This is a genomic window from Erythrobacter litoralis, from assembly GCF_029760855.1.
In the GTDB taxonomy this organism is placed as follows: Bacteria; Pseudomonadota; Alphaproteobacteria; order Sphingomonadales; family Sphingomonadaceae; genus Qipengyuania; species Qipengyuania litoralis_A.
The window spans coordinates 419241-432714 of the sequence record NZ_SOSI01000001.1 but is presented as its reverse complement, the minus strand read 5'-3'; the positions used below and the strand labels follow the sequence as shown (position 1 = coordinate 432714).

The window sequence follows — 13474 nt, the reverse complement described above, 5'->3', positions numbered from 1 at the left end:
ACGGGGCTCTTGCATGTTTTTTACTGATCCTACCGCCGATCTCATCACGCGTGGCATACTGCTGACAGCGTTCGGCCTGATCTTCATCGTCATCATGATCCGTATCGTCGGGCTGCGATCGCTATCGAAGATGACTACTTTCGATTTCGTCATGACGATCGCGCTCGGCTCGCTTCTGGCAGGCGGAGGCCAGGCGACCGACTGGAGCACGTTCGCGCAAATCGCGGTCGCCATCGTAACGCTGTTCTGCGTTCAGGTGACGGCGGCACTGATCCGGCGCAGTTCGGATACGGCGGAATCACTCATGCAGAACAAGCCGATCATGCTGATGCGCAACGGGGTTATCAACGAAGCTGCGCTTGAAGAAACCCGCGTGGCGCGAAGCGATCTCATTGCGAAATTGCGCGAGGCGAATGTGCTCGAGATGTCGAAAGTGCGGGCAGTCGTGCTGGAGTCGACGGGAGACGTCTCCGTCCTGCACGGCGACGTGCTGGAAGATGAATTGATCGAAGGGGTCGAAAAGACCTAAGTCGTCCCATCCAGTTTCCGCGCCAAGGCCACGCCGCCCGTGATGAGGAATGGCACGAGGACGATACTGAGCGCTACCTTGGCTAGCACCTGGCCGATCAGCAGGTTCGTTATGTCGAACTCGCCATAGAAGGCGAGTGTCACGAAAATCACCGAGTCGATCGCTTGGCTGAGCGCGCTGGCGATCGCTCCGCGCGCCATCAGGCCGAGCGTATTGACCTCACCCGAACCGCGCAAGCGGGAGAAAATCCACACATTGAGCAGCAGTGAAACGATATAGGCGGCAGGCCCGGCTGCCATGATCCGCGGCGTTTGCGCCAAAACGGTGTTGAACGCCTCGAGATCGGGACCACGATACGCCACCATGTCGGGCGAGGGGGGCAGCGACAGAACGAGATAAATCAGCGCCGCCGATATCGCGAGCGGCAGGAAGCCCCACCATACGAGCCGGCGTGCAAGCTTCTCGCCATAGAGCTGCGCGATGGTACTGGAAATCACGACCAGCCCGAGAAACGCGAAGATGCCGGATTCCACCGCCAGATCGGTCGGCCAGAGCTGCACCTGCTTGAAGGCCAGCACCCCGGCAATAACGGTCAGCCCGCCATACAGGACGAGGAACACGAACAGGCCGCGGGGTATCGCATTCGCATGGATGCGCGTTTCGTTATGGGGTTCGGGCATGGTCTTGATCCGCTTTCTGGCGCGAAGCTGTTGACGGCCACGCTTCGATTGGCCTGCGGAAATTGACTATGTGCCGCGCACGCGCAAGACAGCGCGGCGATTCTTCCGCAGATTGTCGGGGAACGCCGAATTTGGTTTGAGGGGTCCTCGTGCCGCATATCCTGATCAATATCGCGGGCATCGCGGCCATCCTGCTGATCGCCTTCCTGCTTTCGACCGGCAAGCGGCGCATAAAACTGCGCATAGTCGGCGCGGCTTTCGCACTTCAGGCGCTGATGGCATTCCTCGTGCTGGCGACCGGATGGGGCCGGGCAACGATCCAAGGCATGTCGAACGGCGTGGCCGCGCTTCTGTCCTATGCCGACCAGGGGACGCAATTCCTGTTCGGGCCGAACGAGACGAACCCGTTGGCCAACACCTTCGCGCTCGGCGCACTGCCGGTCATTATCTTCTTCGCTGCGCTTGTCTCGATCCTCTACCATGTCGGCATCATGCAGCGCGTGGTGCGCTGGGTCGGCGGGGCAATCGGTTGGGTGACCGGCATTTCCAAGGTCGAATCGCTCGGCGCGGCGGCGAACATCTTCGTCGGCCAGTCGGAAAGCCCGCTGGTTGTCCGCCCCTATCTCGCGGCGCTCGCGCCAAGCAGGCTGTTCACCCTCATGAGCGTTGGGATGGCCGGTGTCGCGGGTACAATCCTTGCCGCCTATGCGGGGCTGCTCGGCAACGACTACCTACCCTTCCTTCTTGCCGCCGCCTTCATGTCGGCCCCGGGCGGGATACTGATGGCCAAGATCATCATGCCCGACGACGGTGAGCCGTCGCCGCAGGCCGAAGGCGAACTTGCCCTGCCGCGCGGCCGGATCAGCGCGGAAGGACCCGCCGCGATAACGGAGAGCCACCGCGCGCACGAAGTGGAGGTGGCAGAAACCTTCGAAGACGGCGAGAAACCGGCGAACATAATCGAGGCGGCGGCGCAAGGGGCGCAGACGGGCGTGAAGCTTGCCGTCGCAGTCGGCGCGATGGTGCTGGCTTTCGTGGCGCTGGTGGCGCTCGCCAACGGTCTTCTCGGCTGGGTCGGCGGTTTGGTCGGCTATCCCGGACTGAGCTTCCAGATGGTGCTCGGCGCGGTGTTCGCGCCAGTCATGTACCTGCTCGGTATTCCATGGGACCAGGCAGGTATCGCGGGCGGTTTGTTCGGGACGAAGATCGTGCTCAACGAATTCGTCGCCTTCATCGAACTGGGCGCGCTCGATCCCGGTGCCTTGACCGAGCGCAGCCGCGCCATCGTAACCTTCGCGCTGTGCGGCTTCGCCAATTTCAGCTCGATTGCGATCCAGATGGCGGTGACCGGCGGCTTGGCACCGAACCAGCGGCCCGTTATTGCACGTCTCGGCCTCCGGGCGCTCGCCGCCGGATCGCTCGCGAACCTCATGAGCGCCGCGCTCGCCGGCCTGTTCCTGCCCTATTGAGATCCAAGCCATGTCCGATATTGCCACCGTTTCCCTCGCCCGCCCGCTGGAAGATGTGGCCGACGAACTGGGTCGCAGCTTCGAGGAATACGGGTTCGCGGTGGTCCGCGATCACGGTATTTCTCAGACCTTGATCGACCGGGCGGAAGGGCTTTCGAAAGCCTTCTTCGCCCTGCCGGACGAAACCAAGCGCGCCTATCACATTCCGGGCGGAGGCGGCGCGCGCGGCTATACTCCGTTCGGGACGGAAAAGGCCAAGGACGCGAAGGTTCACGACCTCAAGGAGTTCTGGCATGTCGGACGCGAACTGCCCGAGGGTCATGAGTTGGCGCAATACATGGCCGACAATGTATGGCCGTCCGAATTGCCCGAATTCCGCGAAACGTTCCTTTCGCTGTACGATGCGTTCGACGAAGCGGGCGGCCGGGTGCTGGAGGCCATCGCCATCCATCTCGGTCTGGCTCGCGATTTCTTCGCGCCCACGGTTGCGGACGGCAATTCCGTCATGCGCCTGCTCCGCTATCCACCCATCGAAGGCGCGGAAGCCGAGGGTGCGATCCGCGCCGCCGCGCATGGCGACATCAACACGATCACGCTCCTGCTCGGCGCGGAGGAAGCGGGCCTCGAACTGCTCACCGCGCAGGGCGAGTGGAAAGCGATCGATGTGCCCGAAGGCGCGCTGGTCATCAATGTGGGCGACATGCTCGACCGGCTGACGGCGGGCAAGCTCCGCTCGACCCAGCACCGCGTCGTCAATCCGCGGGGCGAGGCTGCGTACCGGGCACGCTATTCCATGCCGTTCTTCCTGCATTTCCGGCCGGACTACGTGATCGAGCAACTGCCCGACTGCCGCGCGGAGCGTCCGGAGAGCGAAAGGCTGCCGCCGATCTCGAGTCACGATTATCTGATGCAGCGACTCCGAGAGATCAATCTCGCCTGATTGTTGCGGTGCAGCGAAAGCTGAAACCAAAAGCTCGATAAACAAATTGAAGCAGTGGTGTGATGATTCTGCCACATGCGTAAATGACGGATTTCAGGCTCTAATTCACCTTATGCTGCGATGCGGCAAAATTGATGGGTGGGCCTGTCTTGACTGTGTAACAAAACCCCCGCTTTGGGCGTCGTCGAACCGGCGACGGGGCCGGTCGGCTTGCCTCGGCAGGCCAAACCGAACGAAATTGACAAGGGATCTTCGTCCATGAAGTGCAAGTTTTTGCTGGCGACCAGCCTCGTCGGCATCACCGCAGCCACCGCTACACCGGTATTCGCGCAGTCGACCGGCTCTGTTGAATTCGAAGAAGACGTGATCGTCGTGACGGGCGCCCGTGCTAGCGACGTCGGTGGCATCAATATCCCTGATACGCCTAAGGCGCAGCAAACGCTCGAAGCTGAAATCATCCAGCGTCAGCGCCCTGGCCAGACGATCAATGATATCGTGAACCTCGTTCCCGGCGTCAGCTTCCAGAACAACGATCCCTGGGGTTCTTCGGGGGGCGGCTTCACCATTCGTGGTTTCGGTGCCGACCGCGTTTCGCAAACGCTCGATGGTTTGCCGCTGAATGATTCGGGCAACTATGCCCTTTATACGAACCAGCAAGTCGATTCCGAAGTACTCGAGCAGGTGAACGTTAATCTTGGTACGACGGACATCGACAGCCCGACTGCATCTGCAACGGGTGGTACGATCAACATTCGGACCCGCGAACCCGGCGACGATTTCGGCATCTTCGGCACGATGACGTTCGGTGACGTGCTCGCTGAAGGGGCAGAAGACACCGTCTTCATGCGCGCATTCGGCATGGTCGACACTGGCGATCTGACCGGCATGGGCACCAAGGCGTTCGGATCGCTCAGCTATACGACCTACGGGGTTCCTTACAATCCGTACGGCAAGATCGACAAGACGCAGGTTAATGCCCGGATTTGGCAGGACATCGGCAATAACGGCGATTTCGTTTCGGTCGCTGGTCACTTCAACCAGAACCGCAACAATTTCGCCGGTTCGGAATCGCTGAGCGATCTCTTGTCCTACTACGATGGCGACTTCACCAAGGAAGAGCGTTTCACCGTTTATGCGAAACCTGCAGAGGCACCGTTTCCCTGCTCAGTTCCGCAGGGGCAGCTTTTCGGTCAGGGCGGTGTCAACGGCGTGGCCGAGCAATACGACGATCGTAACGGTTGTGGCGCGCCCTTCTATCGTCGCTATAATCCGTCCGACACGGGCAACATTCGCGGTGCTTCGCGCTTTACGCTTTCCGATAACCTGATCTTCACGTTCGATCCTAGCTACCAGTACGTGAAGGCAAACGGTGGCGGTCCCGATGATCTTCGCGAAGCATTTTTTAACGTCGGCGGTACCGGTTACACCGGCGCCTTCAATGGCGGCTATTATTTTGGCCGCGACCTAAACGGTGACGGCGATCTCCTGGACCGCGTTGCCGGCAACGATCCAAGCCAGACGCAGACCAATCGTTATGGCGTGGTTGCGAACCTGATTTACGAAATTAATCCGGATCAACGTGTTCGTTTGGCCTATACTTGGGATCGTGCGCGCCACCGTCAGACCGGTGAGACGACTTTCATGCTTCAGAACGGCGAGCCGAGCGATGTATTTGCGATCGACAACCCCGTTCTCGATGTGAACGGCGTGGAAGTGAACAAGCGTGACCGTCTGTCATTCGCCATACTGCATCAGGTCTCGGGCGAATATATCGGTCGTTTCGGAGGCTTCACGGCGAAGCTCGGCCTGCGCGCTCCGTTCTTCAAGCGCGAATTGAACCAAAACTGCTACACAACGTCCGTAAACGGTTTCGTCGATTGTCCCAATCCTGGTGCCGATCTTGCTGCCTACGAAGCAGCGAATCCAGACTATGCGCCGCCTCAGACGCGTACTTATAATTACGATAGAGTCCTTCCGCAGGCCGGATTTACGTATGAGTTCGGTGATGCCTTCTCGACCTTCGTGAACTACGCAAAGGGCATCTCCGTACCGGGCACCGATCCGCTTTATGACTCGCTCTACCTCCCGGACAGCGACTTCGCGCGCCCCGTTCCGGAAACGACGGATAGCGTCGATGTCGGCCTTCGGTACATCACGCGCCGCATCGAAGCGCAGTTGGGAGTATGGTACACCCGCTACGAGAACCGGTTGGCGTCTGCCTTCGATCCGAATGCAAACCGCGGCGAAGGCGCGACGGTTTTCCGTAACCTCGGCCGCGTCGACAAATACGGTCTCGACGGATCCATCGCGTTCCGCCCGACCGACAACACCCTGCTTTACCTGTTCGGCTCCTTGAACGAATCGGAGATCAAGGCAGACGTTCTCGGTGGGAATTGCTCGCTTGATCGTGATGGGAATGTCCAGAACACGGAATTCGGATGCACCCTAGATACTATCGGTGACCCCTTCTTCTTCCCGACCGAAGGTAAGAACGAATCCGGCACACCGAATTACTCCTTCGGTGGTCGTGCGCAGGCAAGCCTTGGCCCCATCGAACTTGGAGTTCAGGCAAAGCGTACCGGACGGCGTTTCGTTGACGACATCAATCGGACCGAAGCCCCGGCTTACACACTGGTCGATCTCGATGCCCGCTTCGTTCTCGGCGAAGGACCGACGGGTGGCGATGCTGCTATCCAAGTCAACATCACCAACCTGTTCGATGAATACTATATCGGTTTCTTCGGTGGCGGGGTGACTGGTGAGGGTTTCGCGCAGATCGGTTCGCCGCGCGCGGGAAGCATCTCGTTCACTCTGGGCTTCTAATCAGCCTTCAAAAAGGTAAACGAAACGGCGGCCTTCGGGTCGCCGTTTTTTTATGTGAAGCGTAAGGGTGAAGCAGGAACGACGCACGTTTCGAGCGAGTATTGTTCGAGTGAACCGAAGCGTGTCCAAATTTTCCGAAGGCAGGGTTCGCCCGAATGTTTGGGTGATAATCGCCACCATTCTCCTGCATCTCGCCATCCTTTACGCTTTCATTCGCGCTCTTGCGCCGGAGACTGTTGCTTCGGTGGAGGGCGAGGTTATGGCGGTGTTCGATGTGTCGGATTCCGTGACCGAGGCAACACCTCCACCCGATCCCGAACCGCAGGCCGATGAAGGGGCGCAAGGCGAGCCGGGACGCGAGGCTGTGCCGCGACCCGTGACGGCACCTCAGCCCAAACAGGTTTTACGGGAAGACCGTCCGGCACCGCGCGCTTCTTCGACCGGCGAGGCATCCACGACTGGAGCAACCGCAAGCGGCGAAGGGACGGGAGCAGGTGGCTCGGGTTTCGGAACCGGCGCAGGCGGATCGGGCAGCGGGCAGGGCAGTGTCGCCGTATCGAAACCGCAATTGTTACAGGACATTCGAGACATCAGGGCGTTTCCCATACCGCCGGGTGGACGTCAGGCGCGGATTGGGGAGTCGGTAATCGTAAGGCTGCAGGTCTCGGCCCAAGGTCGGGCTACTTCATGCTCGATCTATCAGCCGAGCCCTTTTCCCGAAACCGATGCCACGGTCTGCCGCCTCGCTATAGAGCAGACGCGTTTCGAGCCGGCCCGCGATGCAAACGGAGTGCCTGTCGCAGCTTCATTCTATTATCGGCAGCGCTTCTTTAATTGACGGATCGCGTTGCGCTCTTAAGCGTTGAATTTGCTGCCAGAAGGAGGCGCGATAGACTGAATGCAACGCATCCATCCTGTAATTCTGTGTGGGGGCAGCGGAACACGGTTATGGCCGCGTAGCAGACCTGCTTTACCCAAGCCCTTTCTCCGCTTGCTCGGTGAGCGGACCCTGTTTCAGATGGCGCTGGACCGGGTAGAGGATGGGGTACTTTTCGCGGAGCCGCTGATTGTCGCCGGATCGGGACATGCGGATCATATCTCCGATCAGGCCAACACGCACGACCTCATCGTAGAACCTGCCGCGAAGAACACGGCCGCCGCAATTGCTCTTGCTGCACATCGTTTACCCCCCGAAGCACTCATGCTCGTTTGTCCAAGCGACCATCATGTGGGCGATGTCGAAGCGTTTCGCGCTGTGGTGCGTAAGGGCGCGGCGCTGGCAGAGCAGGGTTATCTGGTATCGCTGGGTATCGCGCCGACGCGACCCGAAACCGGTTACGGTTATATCAAGCAGGGGGAACGGTTCGGCGAAGGATTTCTCGTCGAGCAATTCGTCGAGAAACCCGACGCGGTGCGCGCCAAGGCGTTTCTCGACGATGGTGGCTATGTCTGGAATGCAGGGATCTTCATATTTCGCGCGGGAGACCTACTCGAGGAACTCGAACGTTTCCGTCCATCCCTTGCTTCCGCTGTTGCCCGATCCGTGAGGATCGGCCGGGAAGATAGGCACGTATTCTACCCTGATGCAGATAGCTTCGGCAAGGTGGAGGGTGAGTCGATCGACTTCGCCGTCATGGAGCATACGGAACGAGCGGCAGTCGTGTCTGCCGAGATGGGCTGGTCCGACATAGGGGATTGGGATGCGCTGATGGCGGCGCGTGAGGACTGGGACAGGCGCGACTGGTACAATGCCCGCGGCGACGTGGTCGAAGGGCGCAATGTGACCATCGATAGCGACGGGCCGAGGGTGTCGGTTGTCGGGTTGGACGATGTAATCGTCGTTGTGGACGGCGACGAAATACTGGTGATGCGACGCGGCGCGGCGCAACACGTAAGAAACTTACCGGGAGCGAACGGACAATGAGCGCCTTGTTATCAACGAAGCGAGTGGAGAAGCCTTGGGGGCGATCGACGCTGCCGGACCCGTTCGAAAACGCCAATCGCGACAGCAAGACAGGCGAAATCTGGTTCGAACCGACCGCTATGACCGATGCCTTGTTGGCCAAATATTTGTTCACCTCGGAAAAGCTGTCGGTTCAGGTCCATCCGTCGGACGAGACCAGTCCAACCGGAAGGGGAAAGGACGAATGTTGGCTGGTCCTCGATGCGGACCCCGGCGCCGTCTTGGCTGTCGGCTTTCGGGAGGAGGTTTCGCCGGAGCAGATCCGCAAGTCGGCAGAGGACGGTTCGATCGAGGAATTGCTCGAATGGCATCCGGTCAAGGCCGGCGATTTCGTCTATCTGCCCTCCGGTACTGTTCACGCGATCGGCGCGGGGCTGACCTTGCTGGAAATTCAGCAAAACACCGATATCACATACCGTTTGTACGACTACGGCAGGCCGAGGGAGTTGCATCTCGACGAGGCGCTTGCCGTCGCGAAGACTGGGCCTCATCCCGCGGAAAACTGGCAGCAAATCGACCCGGATCGTTCGAAGCTTCTTGTCGATGGTCCGAAGTTCCGCCTGGCTCATATAGCGGGCAATTCGAGGCCCGAAGACTTCGGGTTCGATGAAAACTTGCTCGTCTTACCTCTTTCGGGAACGGTCAGGGTCAATGGGCAAGAGATCGAAAATGGCAGTGCGGCCGAAGCTTCCGCGGCCGCAAAGGTAGAAATCGATAGCGAAGCGCGATGCATGATCGCGTCGGTCGTCAGGAACGCTGATTGAGCTCCGCAATCAATTTCGCGAGTTCGTCCTTGCCATAGGGTTTGGTAAGCAATCCACTTGCGCCGATCTCATCGAGGCGTTCGCTCATCTCGCCGTAACCGGTCGCGAGCCAGAACGGCACGCCCTTTTCGGCGAGCCTTTCCGCGACCCGTTCGCTGCTTTCCTTGCCGAGATTGTAGTCGAGGATAGCGAGGTCCGGCAAACCGCGGTCCAAAGCAGCCAAGGCACTTTCGACCGAGCTTTCCACCTGCACTGTCTTTACCCCAAGATCGCGCAGGCAATCCTCCGTATCCAGGGCAATGATCATGCTGTCTTCGACCAGCAGCACGTTTTCGGGCGGCTGTAGCGTATCGACGTCCTCGCCCGTGTGACCAGATTGGGCCGCGGCGACTTTCGCCTTGCGTGCCTTTGCCGCTTTCCATGTGATGTAGCGTGCCGGGATCATGAAGCGCGCCTCGACACCAGATAGCTTGTATTCGATTTTCGCCTCACCGCCGAGTTCGAACGGGATCGAGCGTTCGATGATCGTGCTGCCGAAGCCCCGGCGGGTCGGCGGCTTCACCGGAGGGCCGCCACGCTCCCGCCATGTAATAACGAGACCGTCGAGATCGTCGCGCGTCACATCGATGTCGAGCATGCCGGTGGAATCGGTCAGCGAGCCGTATTTTGCGGAATTGGTGATCATCTCGTGGATGACCAGTGCGAGGACCGTGTAGGCTTCGGGCGAAACCAGCGGTTCCGGCCCGGTTAACGCCACACGGTCGCTATTGCCCGAAGTGTAGGCTTCGACTTCCGTTTCGATCAGTTCGCTCAATGGCGCGGACGACCAGTTCCCCTTGGTGATATTGTCATGCGCCGATGCGAGCGAAGAAATACGTCCGCCAACAATTTCGGCAAAGGTTTCGATATCCTCGGCCTCGCTGCGCGACTGGTTGATGAGGCCGCGGATGAGATTGAGGATATTGCGCACGCGGTGGTTGAGTTCGGCAATCAGCAATTCCTGCTGCTGCTGCGCTTTCGCCCGCTCCTGAACAGCCTCGTCGGTCAGGCGCAGGATAATTTCCAACAGGGTGACCCGAAGGCCTTCCGCGATGCTCACCTCGGCATCGGTCCAGGGGGAACTACGCCCTTCGACCGATTGCTGCCATGCCTCGAAACTCTTGCGCGGCGTGAGACGCTGCCCGTTCGGCCCGAACTCGACCGGCTTTTCAGGATTGCCAGCCCAGGTCACCGTCTGCGTCAACGGTTTGCGCCACAGAACGAGGAAATCGCGCGGTGTGCGCGAGACCGGAATGATGAGAGCGCCCGTCGCGCGATCGGCGAAGGCTTCCGCGCGCGGCATGCGCTCCGCAACGGAATCAAGCGCGAGCACCTTGCTGGTCGCCGCACTGTTCAATTGCGGGAGCAGTGCGCGAAACTCTTCCTCGTTCGGGGTGCGGCCGCGCGATTGGTAGCGGTCTTCTAGGAAGATACTCGCCCCGTCATGCGGGATGATCTTCTGGATGACCGGATCGAGCGTCGGCAGGCTTTCCGTCAAAGGCGTGCCCGCAGCGATATCGCGCATCAGGCGGTTATGCACTTCGCGACCCTTGTCGCGCAGCGCCCGCTGTTCGGCAGAGATAACACGGTCGAGAACGAGCGAAAACAGTTCGGAGAAGAGCTCCGCCGCCGTGCGCTGCGAATAGGGCAGGACCTTGGGTGAATAATGGTGACAGGCGAACAGGCCCCACAATTTTCCGCCGATCACGATCGAGATCGAGAGCGAAGCATCGACGCCCATATTGCGCAGATACTCGATGTGGATGGGCGAGACGGCGCGCAACGTGCTCATGGAAAGGTCGAATTCCTCGCCTTCCATCGAAGTGCCCGGGACGATGTCGACTGGTTCGCTCTGCACATCGCTGATGATGCGGAAGCGATTGCGCACGTAGAGTTCGCGCGCCTGTGCCGGAATGTCGGTCTTTGGATAACGCAGGCCGAAAAACGTCTCGAGATCGTCGCGCCGCGCTTCCGCGATCACTTCGCCCGACAGATCGCCATGGAAGCGGTAGACCATGACTCGGTCGATCCCGAGCGTCATGCGAAGCTGCCTCGCTCCTTCGGCGGTCAGCGTTTCGACGGAATCGTACTTTTCGAGCCGTGTCATGATCGGACGCAAAACGGCGATTTGCCGGTTCACGTCGCCGTCGACGTGCGGTTCGATTTCGATAACGGAATACGGACCCGAGCAATGCAGCGCGCAATCGAACAGCTTGCCGTTATCGAACAGGTCGACGCCGAACAAACGCTCCGTCTGGTCGCTGTCGAGCAAGGCGGATACGCCGCTGCGCAGCCGCCGGACGGCGGCGGGCGAGAATACGTTTTCCAGCCTCGCACCGATCTCTGGCTGCTGCGAAGCGCCCGTAATCTCGCGGAAATTCTCGGAAAGCTGCGCTAGAAACCAATCGCTGTTGACGGCTAGAAGCGCGCCGAAAGGCTGTATCTTGCCGAGCTTGTGGATCGGTTCGCGATCGCAGTTGGTGAGATCGACCTGCATGTCCTGCGTATTCATTCGACCTCTTCCGCCAATTCCCGTTCCGCCACGCTTTCGAACCGTGCGAACACGGCCTTGGCGCCTTCTATGGCATTCTGCTGATGTTCGGATGAATGGCTTTTCTGCAAAAACGACAACATCTTATGAAAATACGCGGCCATATCTTCCGAAGCAAGGAAGCCCACCGGACCATCGAGATCGCGACGACGACGTTGCTTGAGGAGCATCCGATTGCCGAGAGACGATCCTGCAAGCACCCAAGCCGCTCCGATCCAGCCAGATTTATCGAGTTCAAACGGGGCTTGCACGTTCGGCGTCGGAATATCCAGGACCCTCAAATCTTCCGCAATCAGGCCGCACTGTGGGGGAGGCGCTGCGATAGCGTCATCGTCTAGTCGCTCGAACCATGCTTCGATCGGTTTGCGCGCCCGGTACTGGATGCGCAGGAAGCGCGTGTATTGCGCGTCGTTTCTGACAGGCAAATCGCCCAGGGTTGCATCGAGCCTGTCATGCTCTTCGCGCGTGTGGCGCCGCAGCGCGTCTCTCAGTTTTTCGGTAGCCAACTGCTGCAAAACGACCCGCCTGTATTCCGATCCGGTGATGGGATCGTTACCCCGAATACAACGCGAATCATCATGTCCCAAATCTATGGGGACTGTCTCCAGTTCACAATTCTTCAGCTAGGATTCTGTTCCGCTTCCGATCGGTCTTACTTCGGCGCAAGCAGCTTCTGTCCCTTGCTTTCGATTGCGCCGCGGATCAGCGGTTCGACGAAGGAGAGGGCGAGCGGCAGGTCGACCTCGAACACGACCTGCCGTTCCTCGATCAGGACCCGCCCGTCGACCGATTGGCCGAGTGCACGCACATTCAAGGTCATGCAGTCCTCGTTCGGCCAGGCAGTGGTTACATCTGCCATGCCGCCCGGCACCGCATCCTTGATTTCGGGGCTGCGCGTCCTGAGGCGGTGGCGCACTTCCTCTTTCGAAAGGCTATGCTGGATCGGTACGCGCATCGTCGGGGCCCTTCAATTGCGGTGCGCCATCCTGGGCGGAGCCGAACTTATAATCGAGAAAACGGTGGCGGATGGCGAGATCGTCGAGCGAGCCTTCGGCCAGCTGACGCGTGATCGAATCGATCTCACCGCTGATTTTCGACAGACTGTCGGTCAACTGCTCGTCCGGCGTTTCACCGCTGCGCTTCTCGCCCCGCAGGTTGGCGGGAATACGGCGATAGCTGTCGATCATTTCGGGCAATTGCTCGCCGACCAGGCTGCGCACCTCACGCGCTTTCGGATGGTTCTGATCGAGACCTTGAAGCTGCAAGCCGAGCGCGTCGAGCTGCACGCCCATATCGTCAACGATCCGCGCGGCGGGCGGGGGCAGGGCGGGGCGCTGGGCTTCCAGCCACAATTCCGTGCGAGTGACCATCTGGCCGACATCGCCCTTGTTGAGATCGGCGCGCTTGGGTGTCGCCATTTTTGGGTAGTTCGCGAATAGGGCCACAGCGACGACGCTGGCGACGATCAGCGCCATCACCCCGAGGAAGCCAATCCCGTCGAGCATCATGCCGAGCACGCCGGTCGACACCCAGATTGCGAGCAGGGCGATCGCAATGTTGCGCCCCCGCTTGATCCAAAGCTTGCGCCGCGCATCGGCGGAATGCTTGCCGATCGATTTCCCGCCACGCCGATGGCGCCCGCCCGCACGGTTGTCGTCGCGCACGACCCGCGCGTCCTGCATGATCCGGTCGCTGTCTCGGGTGAGGTCGGCCATC

At 60.0% G+C, this 13474-nt stretch carries 12 protein-coding genes; 7 read left to right on the top strand and 5 right to left on the bottom strand.

The features are described 5' to 3' along the window. Positions 1–13 precede the first annotated feature (13 nt). Positions 14–529 carry a DUF421 domain-containing protein gene (locus E3U23_RS01995; protein ID WP_279349504.1) on the top strand — a complete coding sequence of 172 codons (516 nt, stop codon included), beginning with the start codon at positions 14–16 and terminating at the stop codon, positions 527–529. Here E3U23_RS01995 and E3U23_RS01990 read toward each other — a convergent pair. Beyond that, positions 526–1209 carry a queuosine precursor transporter gene (locus E3U23_RS01990; RefSeq protein WP_279349503.1) on the bottom strand — a complete coding sequence of 228 codons (684 nt, stop codon included), beginning with the start codon at positions 1207–1209 and terminating at the stop codon, positions 526–528. The genes E3U23_RS01995 and E3U23_RS01990 overlap by 4 nt on opposite strands. A 149-nt stretch (positions 1210–1358) precedes the next feature. Here E3U23_RS01990 and E3U23_RS01985 point away from each other — a divergent pair, with 149 nt between their 5' ends. The 6 genes from E3U23_RS01985 to E3U23_RS01960 all read left to right on the top strand — a co-directional run bounded on the left by E3U23_RS01985 (position 1359) and on the right by E3U23_RS01960 (position 9168). Continuing rightward, a complete protein-coding gene (locus tag E3U23_RS01985) occupies positions 1359–2678 on the top strand; it encodes a NupC/NupG family nucleoside CNT transporter (RefSeq protein WP_279349502.1) in 1320 nt (439 codons plus the stop codon). Between the two features lie 10 nt (positions 2679–2688). Beyond that, a complete protein-coding gene (locus E3U23_RS01980; RefSeq protein ID WP_279349501.1) occupies positions 2689–3618 on the top strand; it encodes an isopenicillin N synthase family dioxygenase in 930 nt (309 codons plus the stop codon). A gap of 258 nt (positions 3619–3876) precedes the next feature. Then, entirely contained in the window at positions 3877–6441 is a 2565-nt protein-coding gene (locus E3U23_RS01975) for a TonB-dependent receptor (RefSeq protein ID WP_279349500.1), read from the top strand. Between the two features lie 121 nt (positions 6442–6562). After that, complete coding sequence (locus E3U23_RS01970) at positions 6563–7279, top strand: TonB family protein (RefSeq protein ID WP_279349499.1); 717 nt, start codon at positions 6563–6565, stop codon at positions 7277–7279. Between the two features lie 60 nt (positions 7280–7339). Beyond that, positions 7340–8365 carry a mannose-1-phosphate guanylyltransferase gene (locus E3U23_RS01965; protein WP_279349498.1) on the top strand — a complete coding sequence of 342 codons (1026 nt, stop codon included), beginning with the start codon at positions 7340–7342 and terminating at the stop codon, positions 8363–8365. Positions 8366–8388: 23 nt separating this feature from the next. Next, positions 8389–9168, top strand: a complete 780-nt coding sequence (locus E3U23_RS01960; protein ID WP_279349497.1) for a class I mannose-6-phosphate isomerase — start codon at positions 8389–8391, stop codon at positions 9166–9168. Here the strand turns inward: E3U23_RS01960 and E3U23_RS01955 are convergent. The 4 genes from E3U23_RS01955 to E3U23_RS01940 form a co-directional block, all read right to left on the bottom strand. Next, positions 9152–11719: an HWE histidine kinase domain-containing protein gene (locus E3U23_RS01955; RefSeq protein WP_279349496.1), complete on the bottom strand. Its 2568-nt coding sequence runs from the start codon at positions 11717–11719 to the stop codon at positions 9152–9154. The two genes, E3U23_RS01960 and E3U23_RS01955, sit on opposite strands and share 17 nt — an antisense overlap. Next, the gene (locus E3U23_RS01950) at positions 11716–12273 is read right to left on the bottom strand and encodes a biliverdin-producing heme oxygenase (RefSeq protein ID WP_279349495.1); all 558 of its coding nucleotides are present in this window, start codon (positions 12271–12273) and stop codon (positions 11716–11718) included. The genes E3U23_RS01955 and E3U23_RS01950 overlap by 4 nt, the downstream gene beginning before the upstream one ends. Positions 12274–12410: 137 nt before the next feature. Continuing rightward, positions 12411–12713: a polyhydroxyalkanoic acid system family protein gene (locus E3U23_RS01945; RefSeq protein ID WP_279349494.1), complete on the bottom strand. Its 303-nt coding sequence runs from the start codon at positions 12711–12713 to the stop codon at positions 12411–12413. Beyond that, positions 12691–13473 carry a hypothetical protein gene (locus tag E3U23_RS01940; RefSeq protein WP_279349493.1) on the bottom strand — a complete coding sequence of 261 codons (783 nt, stop codon included), beginning with the start codon at positions 13471–13473 and terminating at the stop codon, positions 12691–12693. The genes E3U23_RS01945 and E3U23_RS01940 overlap by 23 nt, the downstream gene beginning before the upstream one ends. Position 13474 lies beyond the last annotated feature (1 nt).